Origin of the sequence: Bacteroides gallinaceum (assembly GCF_030373775.1) — a bacterium.
In the GTDB taxonomy this organism is placed as follows: domain Bacteria; phylum Bacteroidota; class Bacteroidia; order Bacteroidales; family Bacteroidaceae; genus Phocaeicola; species Phocaeicola excrementipullorum.
In genome coordinates this window covers 18,857-37,008 of record NZ_JAUDEN010000020.1, presented here as the reverse complement: position 1 = coordinate 37,008, position 18,152 = coordinate 18,857, and the positions used below count along the sequence as shown (strand labels likewise).

General features: G+C 47.2%; 14 protein-coding genes. 10 read left to right on the top strand and 4 right to left on the bottom strand.

Annotated elements, in window-relative coordinates:
* Positions 1-13 precede the first annotated feature (13 nt).
* The 6 genes from QUW60_RS11340 to QUW60_RS11315 all read left to right on the top strand — a co-directional run bounded on the left by QUW60_RS11340 (position 14) and on the right by QUW60_RS11315 (position 9,773).
* Positions 14-1,894 (top strand): RagB/SusD family nutrient uptake outer membrane protein, encoded by a 1,881-nt coding sequence (locus tag QUW60_RS11340; protein WP_289560589.1) that lies wholly within the window; start codon positions 14-16, stop codon positions 1,892-1,894.
* Positions 1,895-1,987: 93 nt separating this feature from the next.
* A complete protein-coding gene (locus QUW60_RS11335) occupies positions 1,988-3,481 on the top strand; it encodes a glycosyl hydrolase family 28 protein (protein WP_289560587.1) in 1,494 nt (497 codons plus the stop codon).
* A 190-nt stretch (positions 3,482-3,671) separates the two neighbouring features.
* The gene (locus tag QUW60_RS11330) at positions 3,672-6,014 is read left to right on the top strand and encodes a GH92 family glycosyl hydrolase (RefSeq protein WP_289560585.1); all 2,343 of its coding nucleotides are present in this window, start codon (positions 3,672-3,674) and stop codon (positions 6,012-6,014) included.
* 59 nt (positions 6,015-6,073) lie between these two features.
* Positions 6,074-7,999 (top strand): glycoside hydrolase family 97 protein, encoded by a 1,926-nt coding sequence (locus QUW60_RS11325; protein ID WP_289560583.1) that lies wholly within the window; start codon positions 6,074-6,076, stop codon positions 7,997-7,999.
* A 131-nt stretch (positions 8,000-8,130) separates the two neighbouring features.
* Positions 8,131-8,736 carry a DUF4254 domain-containing protein gene (locus tag QUW60_RS11320; protein ID WP_258338584.1) on the top strand — a complete coding sequence of 202 codons (606 nt, stop codon included), beginning with the start codon at positions 8,131-8,133 and terminating at the stop codon, positions 8,734-8,736.
* 5 nt (positions 8,737-8,741) lie between these two features.
* Complete coding sequence (locus QUW60_RS11315; RefSeq protein ID WP_289560580.1) at positions 8,742-9,773, top strand: glycosyltransferase family 9 protein; 1,032 nt, start codon at positions 8,742-8,744, stop codon at positions 9,771-9,773.
* Here the strand turns inward: QUW60_RS11315 and QUW60_RS11310 are convergent.
* Entirely contained in the window at positions 9,762-11,600 is a 1,839-nt protein-coding gene (locus tag QUW60_RS11310) for an ABC transporter ATP-binding protein (RefSeq protein ID WP_289560578.1), read from the bottom strand. The two genes, QUW60_RS11315 and QUW60_RS11310, sit on opposite strands and share 12 nt — an antisense overlap.
* Before the next feature lie 85 nt (positions 11,601-11,685).
* Here QUW60_RS11310 and QUW60_RS11305 point away from each other — a divergent pair, with 85 nt between their 5' ends.
* Positions 11,686-12,612, top strand: coding sequence for a lysophospholipid acyltransferase family protein (locus tag QUW60_RS11305; RefSeq protein ID WP_289560576.1), 927 nt, complete (start codon positions 11,686-11,688; stop codon positions 12,610-12,612).
* Positions 12,613-12,684: 72 nt separating this feature from the next.
* The gene (locus tag QUW60_RS11300) at positions 12,685-12,873 is read left to right on the top strand and encodes a DUF6722 family protein (protein ID WP_289560575.1); all 189 of its coding nucleotides are present in this window, start codon (positions 12,685-12,687) and stop codon (positions 12,871-12,873) included.
* A gap of 217 nt (positions 12,874-13,090) precedes the next feature.
* Here QUW60_RS11300 and QUW60_RS11295 read toward each other — a convergent pair whose 3' ends face one another.
* The 3 genes from QUW60_RS11295 to QUW60_RS11285 all read right to left on the bottom strand — a co-directional run bounded on the left by QUW60_RS11295 (position 13,091) and on the right by QUW60_RS11285 (position 15,397).
* Positions 13,091-13,786 (bottom strand): glycosyltransferase, encoded by a 696-nt coding sequence (locus tag QUW60_RS11295; protein WP_289560573.1) that lies wholly within the window; start codon positions 13,784-13,786, stop codon positions 13,091-13,093.
* A 73-nt stretch (positions 13,787-13,859) separates the two neighbouring features.
* The gene (locus tag QUW60_RS11290; protein WP_289560571.1) at positions 13,860-14,678 is read right to left on the bottom strand and encodes a DUF5672 family protein; all 819 of its coding nucleotides are present in this window, start codon (positions 14,676-14,678) and stop codon (positions 13,860-13,862) included.
* Complete coding sequence (locus tag QUW60_RS11285; RefSeq protein WP_289560570.1) at positions 14,654-15,397, bottom strand: lipopolysaccharide kinase InaA family protein; 744 nt, start codon at positions 15,395-15,397, stop codon at positions 14,654-14,656. The genes QUW60_RS11290 and QUW60_RS11285 overlap by 25 nt, the downstream gene beginning before the upstream one ends.
* Before the next feature lie 615 nt (positions 15,398-16,012).
* Here QUW60_RS11285 and glf point away from each other — a divergent pair.
* Both glf and QUW60_RS11275 read left to right on the top strand, forming a co-directional pair.
* A complete protein-coding gene (gene glf, locus QUW60_RS11280; RefSeq protein ID WP_289560568.1) occupies positions 16,013-17,119 on the top strand; it encodes a UDP-galactopyranose mutase in 1,107 nt (368 codons plus the stop codon).
* A gap of 9 nt (positions 17,120-17,128) precedes the next feature.
* On the top strand, positions 17,129-18,148 hold the full coding sequence (locus QUW60_RS11275) for a glycosyltransferase (protein WP_289560566.1): 1,020 nt from the start codon (positions 17,129-17,131) through the stop codon (positions 18,146-18,148).
* Positions 18,149-18,152 lie beyond the last annotated feature (4 nt).

Here is an 18,152-nt window from a genome sequence, read left to right as displayed (position 1 = left end):
AGACCAGTGAATTATGAAAACAGAAACTATATTTACGAAAGCTTATTTGGCGGTCTCTCTTTTGGCCGTTGCGGGATGCTCTTCTTTCTTGGACGAAGAGAATCTGGCAAGTCAGTCTGCCGAACAATATTATGCCACGGCAGACGGTTACGAAACACTGATAACCGGTGCCTATTCGACCTTGAAGTCTGTGTATAACACGACGAACTATTTCCAGTTGACCCAGTTGGGAACTGACCTCGGAACACAGAATGACGGTACGGCCACCAATGTGTTGAACCAATATACGGTGGACTATGCAACGGACAACGATGCTGTCTACAATCAGTGGAAGGCACTTTACGAGGCATTGAAGAACGTGAATGCGGCCATAAACCGGGCTGGTTCGGTAAAGACGAAGGATCAGGATATATTTGAAGGCATAGACCCGGATGTACTTGCCCAAAGAGTGGCTGAGGCCAAGTTCCTTCGTGCGTTGTATCTGTTCGAAATCGTGAAGAACTGGGGACAGGGACCGTTGGTTCTGGAAGAGCCGACCTCACCTTCTACCACTTCTCAATTGAATACGGGAGAGGAGTTCTATACACAGATTTTAGCCGATCTTAAAGATGTGCTGGACTCGTCATTGCCGGAGAAACAACCTGCCTCTGAATATGGACGTGCGTCAAAAGCGGCGGCCAAGCACTTGCGTTCGTTGGTTTATCTGACCCGGGGTTATCAGAGTTATGCGGACCAGAATGATTTCAGGAACGCTTTCAACGATGCGGTGGATGTGATAAACAATTCCGGGCACCAGTTGTTGTGGAATGATTATGCGGAGGTTCATCGGCAAGCAAATGAAGCGAACGATGAAATCATATTTCCTGTCAGCTTCTCGTCCGGGACGGGATGGAATACTTGTATCCAGTCGGAGTTCTACCTGTTCGTTTATCGTGAAGGATGGTCCGACATAAGTTTCTCCACAATCTACGGCAACGATTATGCTACGGTTATGCCGACCAAGTATGCGTACCTGTTGTTTGACTGGAAGAAAGACAGGCGGACCGAGACAACCTTTATGAGTCCTCTGAATGCGGACCCGGCAACCTCGACCGACGGAACTGATAGAGGAAAGCCTTGGTTTGAAAGTACGGTGGGTGGAAAGGTGCCTGTGGGTGAGCCTGTACTTGTTTTCCCGGTTCCGGGTCAGGATGGAACCGAGGACGTTTATCCGGCAGGGTATGATGCATACGAAACTTACAGGGTTTATTCCGATGACGAGAAGGCGGCGGCATCCGCCAACGGACAATACCTGTATAATTATCCGCAAGGCTCCATTGCGGAAGGCTCTTATGGTGATGCGGAGAATGATGATTATTATCGGACAGGGTATCAGAGCCTGAACGGCAAGAGCCGTGCGTGGCTCCCCGTGTGGAAATTCAAGGATGCCAATACGCGTTACAACAGTTCGGGAACGGTTGAGAACGGAACGCGTGACATTTATCTGTTCCGTCTGGCGGAAACTTATCTGATAGCCGCTGAGGCCGCCGTGAATCTCGGCGAAAACGGAGAGGCATTGCATTATCTGAACGAAATTCGTAAACGTGCGAGAGCGAATGCGCCGGAAGCCGGTTTGCCGGACTACTCGGGAACGGTGACCGTAGACGATGTGTTGGATGAAAGAGCCTTGGAACTGTTCGGTGAGTCCCCGCGCTGGAACGATCTGACCCGTACAGGGAAGTTGGCTGAAAGGGTTCTGAAATATAACTGGGACGTGACTCATATTACCGGCGGACTTATTCAGACGCAATTGAGTGAGAGCACGAATGCGAAATACAGCCTTCGTCCGATTCCCGTTGACTGGTTGAACACATTGTCCAACGGGCAGGAGCTGAGTAATAATCCGGGATGGTGATTTTCAATAGGGATTTGAAATAAATATATGTGCTGAAGGCATATCTGTCTGGTTCATGCTTTCAGCACATTATTTCATATAAAGATGATAACAATGAAGCGTGTATTAGTAAGTTTGACCGCTTGGATGTTGGTTTTGTCGGTCAATGCGGAGTTGGTCATATACCCTTCGCCTCAAAGTGAAAGGTTGTCGGATGACTATATTGTGGAGGTGAACGGGAGGAATGTTCCTGTTTATCATGTTGCTACCCAGCATCATGACAAGAAGTATTCGGTCTGTTATTTCGATTTCTCCGGAGACGTAACGGTTAAAGTGAGGAGCAAGTATCGGTTGGACAGTTTAAAGGTACTGCCCGATGGATACGGTATTAATCCTGTCGTTGAAGGGAACAATGCTGTATTCATGCTGGACAGGCCACGGGATATCTCTTTTGAACCTGACGGATGTAACAGCCCGCTGATATTGTTCAGTAACGGGATTGAAACGGAACGGCCATGCAGGAATGATTCCAATGTCATTTATTTTGGTCCGGGAGAGCACAATCCGGAGGATGGTCTGATAAGATTGAAAAGTAATCAGACGCTTTATATTGCAGGAGGAGCGGTTGTAAATGCAGGGATTGAAGCTGCCGGTGACAATATAACGATTTGTGGAAGAGGAATATTGGACGGGTCGGACTGGGAGCATAATGCCGGTCCGACGGATTTCATGGTCAATGCAAAGGGATGTAGTAATCTGGTGATTAGAGATATAATTATAAGAGGATCTTATTATTGGACGATTGTTCCGCAGAGTTGTGATCGGGTACTGATTGATCGTGTCCGTCTTGCCGGTTCGCGTGTAGGCAATGATGATGGGGTAGACCCCTGCAACTCAAGCAATGTGACAATAAGGAACTGCTTTTTCCGGACAGATGACGATTCGGTTTCGCCCAAGGGGACGACCCGTGCAGGAGGTGAAAAGAATTCCAGAGCAGTGGAAAACATTCTGGTGGAGAACTGCGTGTTTTGGGTGGATTTTGCGAATGTTTTCCGTATGGCAACGGAAAGCAGCTGCCCTGCATTCCGTAACTTTACTGCACGGAACATTGATGTGATTCATTTTCCCGACCGTGATCAGGTGCAGATATTCTGGCTGCACCCGACCGGGGAGATGACGATGGAGAATCTTTGCTTCGAGAACGTGAGGGTTCATGGAGAACACCCTTATAATTTGATTAAATTGACTCCGTCTTACCAACTGGTCGGAACGCGTCCGATAGAGAAACCTTCACCTAATGACATAAAGGAAGGGCCTGGAAGAAGGGGGACGGGGAGTTGCGGTTACGGTGAATTTGTTGTGGTTCCTTCCCATGGCCCTTACATACATAATATCACGTTCCGTAACATTACAACTTACGGCGATTCTGGTTGCTTGGGTAAAGAAAGGGGGAAAGTTGTGTTGCGCGGACTTGCGGATAGGCACGATGTGGCAGGGATAACATTTGACAATGTGAATTATTACGGGTGCCGGATAACGGCCGTAAGCCCGTATGTACATACGGATGGTGTTGTACGGAATGTTTCGTTTGTCGGAGAAAGTGAATGATGCTTGTTTCAAGCTTCACTCCGCAAGCACAAAATCTCTGTCTCCAGCTTAGAGATACAAATCTCCAGCTTGAAGATATGTATCTCTAACCTGAAAATATGTATCTTTAGGCTGGAAACAGAGAATGTTCCGGGACGGCTCCGTTTTTGCTCTGCCGGAACGGTGGAATTATAATATAAAGAAAGTCTGTATGAAACGCTTGATTGGAATATGCCTGTTCTTTTTCGCGCTTCTTCCTTCGGTCGCGGGGGCAGAAGGGGATGCGGGGAAGGATTACGTCGGACTGGTCAGTCCGCAGATGGATACGCACCGCTCCCGCTGGTTCTACTTTGCTTCAGCATGCCGTCCTTTCGGGATGGTCAGTCTGAGCCCGGATACTGATACGGAGCATTCCTGGGGGTCGGGCTATCTGTATGGTTCGAGATACATCCGCTGCTTCAGTCACATACACAACTGGCAGATGTCCGGTGTCGCCGTGATGCCTACGGTCGGTGAGTTCAAAGGCAATAGGGGGATGGATGCCTACCGTTCGGCTTATACGCACGACGGGGAAATCGTGAAGCCCGGCTACCACAAAGTTTATCTGACGGACTATGACGTGGTTGCGGAACTGACGTCGACAACCCGCGTGGGCTTCCACCGCTACACTTATCCGGAGAGTGATTGCAGCTATCTGCTCTTCGACACGGGGGCTTTTCTTGCCCACGGACCGACGGCTTATTCCGAGGTGTGGAAGATAAGCGACACGGAGATTGCCGGCTGGGAAATAATGGAACGCACCGGCAGGAGGCCGAAGAACTGTCCGGTGTACTTCTATGCTTGCGTAAGCAAGCCGATGAAGGAGTTTGTGCCCTGGAGTGAAGGCAAGGTCATATCGAACCGTGGCCGTCTGGAGCGTGTGTCGGGTAAGGATGCCGGTGCCGCCCTGCGTTTCGACACTTCGGACAACGAGGTGGTGCTGCTGAAGGTGGCCATCTCCTATGTAAGCGTAGAACAGGCGAAGCGCAACATGCAGGCCGAACTGGTTCACTGGGATTTCGACCGGGTCAGAACGGAGTCTTTCGACGAATGGAACCGCTGGCTCTCGCGGATAGAAGTGAAGGGAGGGACGCACGAACAGCGGGTTAGGTTCTATACGGACCTGTGGCATGCCCTGCTCGGACGGCACATCCTCAGCGATGCGGACGGGAAGTATCTGGACATGACCGGCGACTTTCCCCGCATCAGACAGATTCCTCTGGATGCGGAAGGGAGGCCGCTGTACAATCATTACAACTTCGATGCCTGGTGGGGAAGCCATTGGTCGCTGAACATCCTTTGGTCGATGGCCTATCCGCAGGTGATGAGCGGATTCTGCAACACGATGGTCGACATGTACCGCAACGGGGGACTGATTCCGCGCGGGCCTTCGGGAGGCAACTACACCTATGTGATGATTGGAGACCCTGCCGTTTCTTTCTTTGCGGCTGCCTATAACAAGGGCATCCGCGACTATGACGTAAAGGCCGCCTACGAGGGGCTTCGCAAGAATGCCTTTCAAGGGGGCATCCGCGACCATGCGGGATATGAACATAATCCCGGCGCGCATTCTGGCGGAATGAAGTATTACGAAGAACGCGGATACGTGCCCGACGGGAGGCCGGATGTGGAAGGCATGCACACGACAGGTGCTTCCATGACGCTGGAATACGCTTATCAAGACTGGTGTCTGGCGCAGATGGCCAAGGCCTTAGGGCATGAAGGCGATTACGGCCTGTTTATGAAGCGTTCCCGCAACTATCGGAATTTGTGGAATCCGGAGACGGGCTATATGCAGCCTCGCGGTGTGGACGGTAATTGGCTGCCCGGTTTCGACCCGCTGGAGCTGACCGAGAAGGGCGGTTTCTGCGAAAGCAATTCGGCCATCTATTCGCATTATGTTCCCCACGACATGAAGGGGCTGATAGAACTTTACGGCGGGTGCCGGAAATATACGGAAAGGCTCAATTCCAGTTTCGAGAAGAGCGAACCTTATGGCTTCTTCCGTTCTCCGGAAACCAGGCAGGGCAACTGGACTGATTACGGGAACCAGCCGGGGACGGGCATGGCCCATCTCTTCAGCTATGCAGGCGCACCGTGGCTCACCCAGAAGTGGGTGCGCAAGGTGAAGGCGGCCTACAGCGACGTGTCTCCTTACGGTGGTTATCGCGACGACGAGGACCAGGGGCAGATGGGGGCATTGGGTGTGCTTATGGCCATGGGCCTGTTTGAGGTGGACGGAGGATGTGCGGTGCGTCCCACTTATGACATTACCTCCCCTCTCTTCGATGAGGTGGTTATCCATCTTGACGACCGTTATTATAAAGGAAAGACATTCCGGATTCTGACCCGGAACAATTCGGCTGAAAACATGTACATACAGAAGGCTTTCCTGAACGGGAAACCCTGGAACTGCTTTCAGTTCTATCACGAGACCTTCGCGCAGGGAGGCGAACTGGTCTTGGAATTAGGTTCTGCTCCCAACAGACGTTGGGGTACGGGGAAGCTCGAATGAATGCGTTTCCCCACAGTTGCGGAACCGGCATAGTATTTATCTGATAACAACATTCGATTATGAAGAAACAATTGCTTTATGTGCTTTTGAGCACCTTGTGTCTGTCCGTGCAGGCCAAGGAACTGAAGATGGAGTCGCCCGACGGAAAATACCTGTTCTCCTTGAATGATGACGGAGGAAGGTTGAGCTATTCCTTGAACTGGAACGGACAGAAGGTTGTGAACCCGTCTCTGTTGGGAATCCGTGCCAATGAGGATTGGCATGAGGGCTTGTCGATTGAAGAAGTGTCGTCTTCGGAGAGGGATACGGTGTGGCATCCCGTCTACGGAGAACGGAGCACGGTTAAGGACAAGTACAGAATGTGGTCTGTGACACTGACCCGTGCCGGGAGCCGGGGAAAGCTTGTTCTTGACGTCAGGGCCTACGACGAGGGCATAGCGTTCCGTTACCGCTTCCCGGGAGGCCAGTATCTGAAGATTACGGACGAATATACGGAGTACTCCATGCCGGAAGGAACCAGGGCTTACTTCACGGCAAGAGCGCAGACACCTTATCAGTATTTGCCGCTGGAGAACTGGCCTGGCGAGTCGGACCGTCCTCTGTTGCTTACCGTTCCCGGCGGGCTGTACGTGTGTCTGGCCGAGGCCGGAGTTGTCGATTATGTGCGGACCAAGTTCAGGCTGTCTGAAAAGAACACCATCGCTTCGGCGATGTACGGTCCGGTGGAGGACATTGCTCCTTATTCCACTCCGTGGAGGGTGATTATGTGTGCCGGAAAGCCTGGAGAAATACTGGAACATAACGATATACTGCTGAATTTGAATCCTCCTTGCCGGATAAAGGACACTTCGTGGATAAAGCCGGGAAAGGCGATGCGCGAGGTGACATTGAGCACGGAGGGAGCCAAGTCCACAATCGACTTTGCCGTGAAGCACAATATCCAATACATCTTGTTTGATTCGGGCTGGTACGGATTTGAGAACGACAAGGCTTCTGATGCCACGAGGGTGCACATCGACCCCCGCAGGAATCCGAATCCCGATGCCTTGAATCTGAAGGAGGTCATCGCTTACGGTAAGGAACGCGGAGTGGGAGTATTCCTTTATGTCAATCAGCGTGCGCTCCAACAGCAGTTGGACGAGATTCTTCCTCTCTACAAGTCGTGGGGTGTGGCCGGAATCAAGTTCGGCTTCGTGCAGGTCGGCTCGCAGGTCTGGACGAGATGGATGCACGAGGCCGTCAGGAAGTGTGCGGAATATAACCTGATGGTAGACATTCATGACGAGTACCGCCCTACCGGGTTCAGCCGTACTTATCCCAATCTGCTGACGCAGGAAGGCATTCGGGGGAACGAGGAGTTCCCGGACGCGACGCATAACGCGACTCTTCCTTTCACCCGTTTTGTGGCGGGTGCCGGAGACTATACCATTTGTTATTACCGTCAGGATTTCGGACGTCTCAACAAGGAGGGCGATGCGTATGGAGTGCCCAGGTCGAAATCCATTCAGACTACACCGGCACACCAGTTGGCATTGGCGGCCGTTTATTACAGCCCGTTGCAGTTGCTGTACTGGTACGACAAGCCTTCCGACTCGCGTGACGAACCGGAACTTAAGTTCTTCGATGATGTCTATACGGCATGGGATGATACGAAGGTGCTCCAAGGCGAGGTGGGACAATTTGTAACCGTTGCCCGCCGGAAGGGGGATGAATGGTTTGTCGGTTCGCTTACTAACAACGATTCTCGGCATCTGCCTGTGGAGCTGAGCTTTTTGTCTGACGACCGGAACTATATCGCTGAAATCTATGTTGACGGCGACAAGTCTGTTCCTACGCGTACCAAGGTCAGGGTTCTCAAGTACCGTGTCAACAGCAAAAGTGTTCTCGATTTTCATCTGAGGGCTTCGGGAGGGGCGGCTGTCCGCTTCGTTCTTGAAACGGTTAAGGACAAGTCGGTTAAGAATTATAAGAACCAGCGTTTGTGAAAGAAAATTGATATTCCCCTCCTTCGGGAGGGGATGATGAGGCCGAATTGTCATTTTCCACACGGTTAGTTGTGAATTCTGAAAACTTTCTTTACATTTGCCCTTATTACAAACCTTTAAATAAAAGCAATATGACTTTTACAGAACTGAGCAACCCGATTTTTGTGCAAGTTATTGATGATTATCATAAATACGACTGTGTAGACGCTCCGATCGTCAATCCTTATCCATTGAAAAGCATTGAGTATTATTTGTACTTGAAATGTTGGATTGATACGGTTCAATGGCATTTGGAAGATCTGATCCGCAATCCGGAGATTGATCCGGTTGAGGCTCTTGCTTTGAAGAGGCGCATTGACAAGTCCAATCAGGACCGTACGGATCTGGTTGAACTGATAGACAGTTATTTCCTCGACAGGTATAAAGGGGTGAGTGTTCTTCCTGATGCGACGATCAATACGGAAAGTCCTGCATGGGCGGTGGACCGCCTGTCGATCCTGGCTTTGAAGATTTATCACATGCGCAAGGAGGTTGAACGTACCGATACGGATGAAGCGCATAAGCTGCAGTGTGAATCAAAGCTCAATGTCTTGCTGGAACAGCAGACGGACTTGTCAGCGGCTATTGATCAGTTGCTTGCGGATATAGAGGCAGGACGCAAATATATGAAAGTCTACAAGCAGATGAAAATGTATAATGATCCGTCGTTGAATCCCGTTTTATACGGCAAAAAATAAGTTTGATGGCAAAAATATTGGCGATTCGTTTTTCGGCACTGGGTGACGTTGCAATGACTGTCCCAGTGCTTTATTCATTTGCCAAGGCCTATCCCCAACATCAGCTGGTGATGCTGAGCCGTTCTGCTTTGGCTCCGCTTTTTGCTTATGCGCCGTCTAACGTTACCTTTAAGGGCGTAGACCTGAAGAACGGCTACAAAGGCTTTGGAGGGCTCTTGCGCCTTTATTCAGAATTGAGGGGGGAGAAGTTTGATGCCGTCGTAGACCTGCATGATGTGCTTCGTACCAAGGTGCTGCGCTTGTTTTTCCTTATGGATGGGGTGCGTGTTGCTCATGTTGACAAGGGACGGAGAGAAAAGCACCGGCTGGTGTCTGCAAGAAATAAGGTCAAGTCGCCTTTGGAATCATCTTTTTCCCGCTACAGGGATGTTTTCCGGTGTTTGGGCTATTCATTTCCGTTCAATTTCAAATCTGTTTTTGAATCAGGAAAGTCATTTCCTTCTTTGCCGGAGGGTTTCGGTGAAAAGGAGGAAGGATGTAAATGGATTGGCATCGCTCCTTTTGCTGCACATAAAGGAAAAATCTATCCTTTGCTGTTTCAGCATAAAGTTGTCCGTCTTTTATCGTCTGTGTCCGGGGTACGTATCTTTTTGTTTGGCGGAGGAAATCGGGAAAAAGAGATTTTATCTGCCTGGGAAAAGGAATTTCCTTGTGTAACCTCTGTTGTCGGATGCTTGAAGATGGACGAAGAGCTTGCCTTGATGAGCAAGCTGGACGCAATGTTTACCATGGATTCGGGCAACATGCATTTGGCTTCGCTTGTGGGCACACCTGTCGTTTCTGTATGGGGAGCCACACATCCTTATGCCGGCTTTATGGGCTGGAACCAGCAGCCGGAGAATATCATTCAGCTTGACTTGCCTTGCCGTCCGTGTTCGGTATATGGCAACAGACCCTGTCGTTGGGGAGATTACCGCTGCTTGAACGGCATCTCTCCCGAAAAGATCGTTGAGCGGATAAGGAAGTTAACCGAGTGACTGCATGTCGTGCAGTCGCTTGTAGTATCCTTGTTTCTTGATCAGTTCGTCGTGTGTGCCTCGCTCAACAATCTGACCGTTGTACAAAACATAGATCTCGTCCGCATTTTTGATTGTTGACAGCCGGTGTGCGATGGCTATGGTTGTGCGCGTCTTCATCAACCGTTCAAGCGCCTCCTGCACCAGTCTTTCCGATTCCGTGTCGAGTGCGGAGGTAGCTTCATCCAGAATGAGTATCGGAGGATTCTTGAGAATGGCGCGTGCGATGCTGATGCGTTGGCGCTGGCCTCCCGAGAGCTTGCTTCCACGGTCGCCGATGTTCGTGTTGTATCCTTCGGGCTTTTCCATGATAAAGTCGTGTGCATTGGCTATTTTTGCTGCTGCTATCACTTGTTCCATGGTTGCATTCTCTACACCGAAGGCAATGTTGTTGAAGAATGTATCGTTGAAGAGGATCGCCTCTTGGTTTACATTGCCGATCAGACTCCGCAAGTCGTGGATGCGAAGGTCTTTGATGTTTGTCCCGTCGATGGTTATTTCGCCTTCTTGCACGTCGTGATAACGGGGAAGAAGATCCACAAGGGTGGATTTTCCTGACCCGGACTGTCCTACCAGTGCGATGGTCTTGCCTTTCGGTATTACTATGTTGATATGTTTCAGCACCTCATTTTTCCCGTCGTAGCTGAAAGATATGTCCTTGAATTCTATTTTTTCATTCAGGTCGCTCAGCGTTTTCGGATGCTCCGCTTCCTTTATCGGATTTTCTGCTTTCAGGATCTTGTCGATGCGTTCCATGGAAGCCAGTCCTCGCGGAATATTGTAGCTTGCCTTTGAGAACTCTTTCAGCGGGTTGATAATGCTGTAGAGAATGACCATGTAGAAAATAAAGGTAGAAGCGTCAATCGGAGCGTTGTTTGAAAGGATCAGCGAACCTCCGAACCACAAAACGGCTACGATGAGCAGTGTCCCGAGGAATTCACTCATCGGATGGGCTGATGACTGGCGGATAGCCACCTTGTTGACCGCGTCACGGTAGTCGTTGCAGCATTTCTCGAAACGGCTGGTCATCTTCTTTTCAGCGATGAATGCCTTGATGATGCGCAATCCTCCTAGGGTTTCTTCCAGTTGCGACATGGTGTCGCTCCAGCGGTTTTGCGCGTCGAGCGACTGACGTTTCAGCGCACGGCCCACTTTGCCCATCAGCCAGCCCATGGAAGGCAATACCAGAATCGTGAACAGGGTCAGTTGCCAACTGGTTATAACCAGTGTGGCAAAATAAGAAAGAATCAGAATCGGATTCTTGAGCAGCATGTCCAGCGAACTGGTAACGGAAGTTTCTACCTCATTGACGTCCCCGCTCATACGTGCGATAATGTCCCCTTTCCGTTCTTCGGAGAAAAATCCCAAGGGCAGTTCCACCACTTTTCTGTAGACGAGCAGGCGGATATCCCTTACTACTCCTGTACGCAGCGGAATCATGATGGCTGACGAGCCGAAGTAGCAGGCTGTTTTCAGCATGGTCATGAAGCCGAGGAAAAGGCCGAGGAAGAGCAGTGTAGTTGCCGGTCCGAAATTTTCAATCAGTTGGGTGGTGTAGTAATAGAAGTTGTTCATGACCACGTCCTTCGCGCTTGCGCTTCCCCATTCCATGAAACGGTATACTTTGTCGTTTTCTCCGGTCTTGAAAAGGATGTTCAGTATTGGAATCAGCAGCGAAAACGAGAAGATGTTGAATACCGCCGACAAAATGTTCAGCAGGATAGACCAGCCCAGATATTTTTTATAAGGCGATACAAACCGCCGCATCAGTTGGAAAAATTCTTTCATGTGGTAGAACGGAATGTTTAATAATTTACAAAGGTAATGGATTTTTTTGTAGTTTTGCTACTGAAACGTAATTTAAGCATCCTCCATGAAGTTATTATATTATTTTGTTTTTTGCGGCTGGTATCTTCTTTCGTTGATTCCTTTGCGTCTGCTGTATGTCGTATCTGATGTTTTATATGTGCCCCTTTACTATCTGGTACGCTACCGCAGGAAGGTTGTCCGCAAGAATCTGACCGCTTCGTTTCCCGAAAAAAGTATCGGGGAGATTATCCGCATCGAAAAAAAGTTCTACCGTTTCTTTTGTGATTGTGCAATGGAAAACATCAAACTTTTTTCCATGTCGAAAGAACAGATAATGAAGCGCATGACGTTTTCCGGCGCCGATGCGATGGCGTCTGATCTGGAACAGACAGGAAAGAACTTCGGATTTATTTATTTGGGCCACTATTGCAACTGGGAATGGATTGCATCGTTGGCATACTGGTATCCTCCGCAGATCCATAGCAGCCAGATTTACCATCCTCTATACAACAAGACCTTTGACAGGCTTTTCCTCTATATGAGGAGCCGTTTCGGGGGAGAGTGCATCCCGATGAAGGACACGCTCCGGCGCATCATTGCGTTGAAGCGTCAGAAGCAGCTTACAATGATCGGATTCATAGCTGATCAGGCACCCAAATGGAACAGCATACACCACTGGACTCCTTTTCTCCACCGCGACACTTCGTTCTTTATCGGAACGGAACAGATTGGAAAACAAGTGGGAGCCGTCATCTATTTTGCTGATGTCAGGCGGATAAAGCGGGGATATTATCATTGCGACCTGAAGCGGATAACGGTATCTCCCGAAGAGTATCCGGATTATGAACTTACAGACCGTTATGCAGCTTTGCTGGAAGAGATGATCCGGCGTGAACCTGCCTATTGGCTTTGGACTCATAACCGATGGAAACGGACAAAGGAAGAATGGGAGCGCAGGCAGAGTGAGGAGAAGAAAGAGGAACGCAAGTAAATAGTTGGAAATTGTTGTTTTTTTCGTATCTTTGTAGATAGGTGATATTGAAAACTGAAATGTGTATTTTACATGAAAAAGGAATTAGGAAAGTGGTTTTTAGATATTGCAAAGTATATGACTACAGCAGTGTTGCTTGCTTCACTGTTTAGTGGTATGGATGAATGGGCATGGTATATGTATGGATTGGTTGTTCTAGCTGTTCTGATCACGTTAGCAACGGGGCTGACGTTGCTTAAAGATAAAAAGGAGGATAATTAAAATGGGAACAATAGTTATTTCTGTGATGGTGATAATCATTGCGCTGGGTAGTTTGGTGTATTTTCATTATCATGACAAAAAAAGGAGCCGGAAGGTTGAATGAAATTGGATGGCTGAGTAGATCCTTCCGGAATCGTTTGCATAAATGCGAAAATGTTCCGGAAAGATGCGTTATCTATGACAATCTTTCTCAAGATTTTATCAGACTGCATATTTTTCATTGTCCTGCTTTTGCAGTCCAGGAGGTAATATGTTGGCAATGGGATATATAATATTGTTCTTCTTCGGACACATTGGATGAATCTACATACCATGGCAGGTGTTCAGCTTGATAGGGATATGCTGTACGGTAAGACTCTACGCTGCGACTTCTGCTTAGTCCTATCCGTGGTCGGTAAAGGGCAAATGTTGTGTCGATAGGTGCTCGATATAATCCATCTTTCAAGTTTCTATAATAGACGTTCTCTGTTCGAAGGACTTCGCTCTTATGTGCATAAAAATCGGGTAAATTGTCAATGCGTAAAGAAAAGCCGACTTTGCGTGCAAAAGGATGTTTTTTCAACTGTGCTAAAAAATAATCGATAAAATCTTCTGGGCAGTATGAGGCTGGTACTACATCTGAATCGGTATAGATAAAATAATCTTTACACAACTGCCTATTCAGTCCGGATTTCCACAGAGCTTTGAATCCGAGGTTTTCTTTCAGGAAAAATATTTTATAGGGACATGTCTTGTAATATTCAAGTAGGGGCGGATAAGTTGAGGCATTGTCTATGATGTAAATATTGTTATAGCCACGAAGTTCTAATGCGTCAATGAGTTTGCATAGTGTCGTAAGTCGGTTAAAGTTATTGATGATTATAGGTACTTGTTTCCCTTCTTTGATGGTTGGCGGATTGTATTGTTCTCGCATGAAATAGTATAGGGAAACACATGAGTTCTTGAAGCATTTGAATAAGTTCATGATGGTATAATGTAAGAGGTTGTCATAACAGTTTTTGCCAATTGATGATTTTTTTCCAAAATCGGTACATTCGCGGTTTTGTCCAGCTATGGCATCCGAAAGGAAGCTGCCTGTCATTGAGTTTCATGCAATAGTCGGGATGCCTGTCAAAAGAAAAGCGCAAAGCCTCTTCTTCTGTAGGATAGTTGAATTCTGTTGGTATGGTTGCCCAAAAAACATCTTCATTAAAATAATGTTTTTTTTGTCCTTTGTAGGCCTTAATTTCTTCTGCATAGCTGGTGCAGGCTTCTATAAAAGCTTTTGTTCTCCTCAGCGACAAGCCTCCATTTCCTATTTTTCCATAAAGTTGCTGTCGGCAGAATATTCCTTTATGGGCTTTGTATCTTGCCAGCAGTTTCATGTACTGTTTGATTATAGGGAAAGTGTAGACAGGTCGTTTAACCCATGGAGCAGCGATACAGTCATATCCTTTTTTGCACCAGTCTTCTAGTTCATCTCGAAAGATCCATGCGTCAGTGTGGCAGATTAGCAAGTATTCTGTATCGTTAAAGAGTTGATAAAACTCACGTGAGAGCATCATCTGATTATAGCCGGCTATGCCATTTCGAACTCCTAGCCATGTATCGCTGACAGGCATATAATTAACTTTGCCTTTTCCGGGAATGTTGGCCATAGACATTCCTTCAGGATGTAGTATTATGATTGGATAGCGATGTAATACATTTATTGTTTCCAGAATGGAGGCTTTTTCCATTGGAGATAATATTGGGCGGTATACAGGGATAATCACTTTCACTAGAAGCATAGGCAGAGGTTTTATTTGTTGCACATTTTTTTCCATTTGTATTTTCGAGCACGTCTGCGTTCAAATTCATGTAAGAAATGTTCTACTTTGCAGCAACATTCTTTAGCATTCCATTGCCTTTCTTCTGCATAAGCGGTAACAATGTTGCGAAGCAAGTCAATGCGGTGTGTTACTCGCATAAGATTTCGCAGACATTCTTTTGGAGAGGGGTGCTTGATGAACTTGGAGCGGTTTATGTCAATTACAGAAAAATGGAATGTTTGATTTTCTTTCCTGAACAGAATATTTGCCAAATTTAAATCACCGTGTAAAAAACCTTTCAGATGTAACTTGACCAAATATTGTGCGAAACATTTTACCAGTTCTTGATCGTAATCAGGCCTTTCTACGAGAACCGGAAACAATGGCTCGTCATGGCATCTTGCAGATACGAACCAACAATCTTGGAATAGTCCAAATCGTTGTTTTTCTATATAGGCTATAGCTTCTGGTGTATCGATATTCATCGAGGCTAACCGTAAAGCGAAAATGTAGGCACGCTGTGCTTTTGATGGGCGTAACCATCTATAGGCTATTTTTTGGACAAAGTTAGGGCGTTTATAATGTTTTACTACAATTTCAGTTCCCTGTACAGTGAATGCTTTTATTAAATTCCTTCCTTGGTATAGGGTTTCTCCTTCTTTTCCGAAGGCTTCAGGCAGATTCTTGATGAAATCAGTAAGATGCTTATATTGGGCATTTATTATAACTTTCATTATTCGCAGTTTCAAAAATCGTCACTGAATCTGCATTGGCTGCCATATGCTTTGAGTAAGCGGTTTGTTGCGTCAATGCAGGATGTGTTTGTTTTTTCAAAGATAATTGTATTTTTTTGTTCAACAAAATATAAACTGTTTTTTTACGCTTTTTATGAGCCTGTTTATCAGAATGGGTTTGTGCGTACGAGGAGCAAAAGTCAGTCTTCAGTTTGGATATATGCATCTTCAAACTGAAGATATAAATCTTCAGCCTGGAGATTTGTATCTCTAGTCTGGGGATGCAGAATTTACCATGGCGTTGCAGGTGTTGCCAGGCGGGAAATCGTAAAATCTTTCTTGGAGAAAAGCTCTGCATTCTTGTATATTCCTAGAATCAAACATTTTACTTTGATGAAGATACGTATTTTTTTGTTTGATAACATTATTCTTTTTATATTTGTAATACGGCAAGAAATTGTTGCTTATGAAGACAACATCTGAGGTGTGGGATATCTTAAGGATATTCAAGCCTCGTCATGCGGTCCTATACGAAGATTTGTTTGTGTGGAATAATGCGTATGCGCGATGATGTTGTACATGGAATGCTTGAAGGTTTATTGAAATCAAAGACTTATGAAAAAGAAATATGATTATTTGATTGTAGGCGCCGGCTTGTTCGGCGCGGTGTTTGCCTGCGAAGCGAAACGGGCAGGCAAGTCTTGCATTGTGGTAGACAAACGCCATCATCGGGGAGGAAACATCTACTGTGAGGATGTGGACGGAATTCATGTGCACAAATACGGGGCGCATATTTTTCATACCGACAATAAGGAGGTGTGGAATTATGTGAATTCTTTTGTGGAGTTTAACCGTTATACCAATTCGCCGGTGGCACGTTACGGTGACAAGCTGTACAATCTTCCTTTCAACATGAATACGTTCTATCAGTTATGGGGCGTTACGACTCCGGCAAAGGCAAAGGTTAAGATCGAAGAGCAGCGCGGAGAGTTTGCTCACATCGCGGAGCCCGCCAATCTGGAGGAACAGGCCTTGAAACTGTGTGGAAAGGATATTTATGAGAAGCTGATAAAGGGATATACCGAAAAGCAGTGGGGGCGTGCGGCTACAGAACTTCCGGCATTCATTATCCGACGTTTGCCGTTCCGCTTTGTTTTCGACAACAATTATTTCAATGATGCCTACCAAGGCATTCCCATTGGCGGATACAATGCGCTGATAGATGCTTTGCTTGGCGATACGGAGGTTTGTCTTGCCACAGACTATTTCAAGAACAGGGCAGAGCTGGATGGCGTTGCTGAAAAAACGCTGTTTACAGGCTGCATTGATGAATACTTTGATTACCGTTGCGGTCATCTGGAGTACCGCAGTCTTCGTTTTGAGGAAAAGCGTCTGGAAATGGAGAACTTTCAGGGGAATGCGGTTGTGAACTATACCGAGCGTGAGATTCCTTATACCCGCGTGATAGAACACAAGCATTTTGAGTTCGGGAAGCAGCCTCATACGATAATCACTTATGAGTATCCTGATAGTTTTGCTCCGGGAAAAGAACCTTATTATCCGGTTAATGATGAAAAGAACAGCCGGATTTATGCAGATTATCGGCAGTTGGCGGAATCTGTTCCGAATGTGCTGTTCGGAGGACGGCTTGCTCAATATACTTATGCAGACATGGACGATACAGTGGCGGCAGCCTTGGCTTTATGTAAAACAGAGTTGTAATCTCTTTTTATGAGGAATTGTTATTTATCGCGCAATTATAAGGGAGTTGACGGAGCCGGCAACAAGGCCAAAACGGACATAGAGCGTATTATGGCCGAGAATGGCTTTGTGAATGTCGGTTTCAGGCAGACCCGGTATACCAATTCTGTATTGGCATTTCTGGCAACATTGGCAGGCGTCTTGAAGGCCCCTTTCTCGTTGAGAAAGGGCGACCGTCTGGTGTTGCAGTATCCGTTGAAAAAATATTTCACGTTTGTATGCCGTATGGCTCATTTCCGGGGAGCGAAAGTGGTGGTTGTGATCCATGACCTGGGAAGCTTTAGACGCAAAAAATTGACTGTTGGTCAGGAAATACGTCGTTTAAGTCATGGTGATTATATTATTGCGCATAATGAGAGCATGAAACGTTGGCTGATAGAAAAAGGATGCCAGGTGCCGGTCGGAGAGCTTGAAATATTTGATTACTTGTCAGAAACAAAGGCTCTCCCGCACGGGATAGTTCATAAACCTTATGAAGTGGTTTATGCCGGTGCATTGAGCTTGCGTAAAAATACGTTTCTGTATGAAGTGGGAGCGTATGTGCATTCGTTTCGCTTCAATCTTTATGGAAACGGTTTTGAACTGGATAAGGCTCAGGGGAAAACACGTTTTGTCTATAAAGGTTTTGTTCGTTCGGATGATTTAATCGCTACGGCTCAGGGAGATTTCGGACTGGTTTGGGACGGATTCTCTGTAGATGCATGTACGGGTGACTTTGGGGAATATCTGAAGTATAACAACCCCCACAAGACATCGTTGTATATCCGGTGTGAACTTCCTGTCATTATATGGGACCAGGCGGCTCTGGCAGCCTTTGTCCGTAATAACGGGATCGGAATCTGTGTTGCTTCATTGGCGGAACTGGACAGTGTGCTGGAAGGATTGACCTCCGAACAATATGCTGTAATGAAACGGAATGTGGCAGTGATAAGCGAACGCTTGTCTGCTGGATACTATATAAGAAAGGCTTTGTCGGAAGTTAAGCTTTGAGAGA

Bases quoted from the DNA above. Each gene is read 5' to 3' on its own strand.
- QUW60_RS11340 (WP_289560589.1), top strand. From the start codon at position 14: ATGAAAACAGAAACTATATTTACGAAAGCTTATTTGGCGGTCTCTCTT.
- QUW60_RS11335 (WP_289560587.1), top strand. From the start codon at position 1,988: ATGAAGCGTGTATTAGTAAGTTTGACCGCTTGGATGTTGGTTTTGTCG.
- QUW60_RS11330 (WP_289560585.1), top strand. From the start codon at position 3,672: ATGAAACGCTTGATTGGAATATGCCTGTTCTTTTTCGCGCTTCTTCCT.
- QUW60_RS11325 (WP_289560583.1), top strand. From the start codon at position 6,074: ATGAAGAAACAATTGCTTTATGTGCTTTTGAGCACCTTGTGTCTGTCC.
- QUW60_RS11320 (WP_258338584.1), top strand. From the start codon at position 8,131: ATGACTTTTACAGAACTGAGCAACCCGATTTTTGTGCAAGTTATTGAT.
- QUW60_RS11315 (WP_289560580.1), top strand. From the start codon at position 8,742: ATGGCAAAAATATTGGCGATTCGTTTTTCGGCACTGGGTGACGTTGCA.
- QUW60_RS11310 (WP_289560578.1), bottom strand. From the start codon at position 11,600: ATGAAAGAATTTTTCCAACTGATGCGGCGGTTTGTATCGCCTTATAAA.
- QUW60_RS11305 (WP_289560576.1), top strand. From the start codon at position 11,686: ATGAAGTTATTATATTATTTTGTTTTTTGCGGCTGGTATCTTCTTTCG.
- QUW60_RS11300 (WP_289560575.1), top strand. From the start codon at position 12,685: ATGAAAAAGGAATTAGGAAAGTGGTTTTTAGATATTGCAAAGTATATG.
- QUW60_RS11295 (WP_289560573.1), bottom strand. From the start codon at position 13,786: ATGCGAGAACAATACAATCCGCCAACCATCAAAGAAGGGAAACAAGTA.
- QUW60_RS11290 (WP_289560571.1), bottom strand. From the start codon at position 14,678: ATGGAAAAAAATGTGCAACAAATAAAACCTCTGCCTATGCTTCTAGTG.
- QUW60_RS11285 (WP_289560570.1), bottom strand. From the start codon at position 15,397: ATGAAAGTTATAATAAATGCCCAATATAAGCATCTTACTGATTTCATC.
- glf (WP_289560568.1), top strand. From the start codon at position 16,013: ATGAAAAAGAAATATGATTATTTGATTGTAGGCGCCGGCTTGTTCGGC.
- QUW60_RS11275 (WP_289560566.1), top strand. From the start codon at position 17,129: ATGAGGAATTGTTATTTATCGCGCAATTATAAGGGAGTTGACGGAGCC.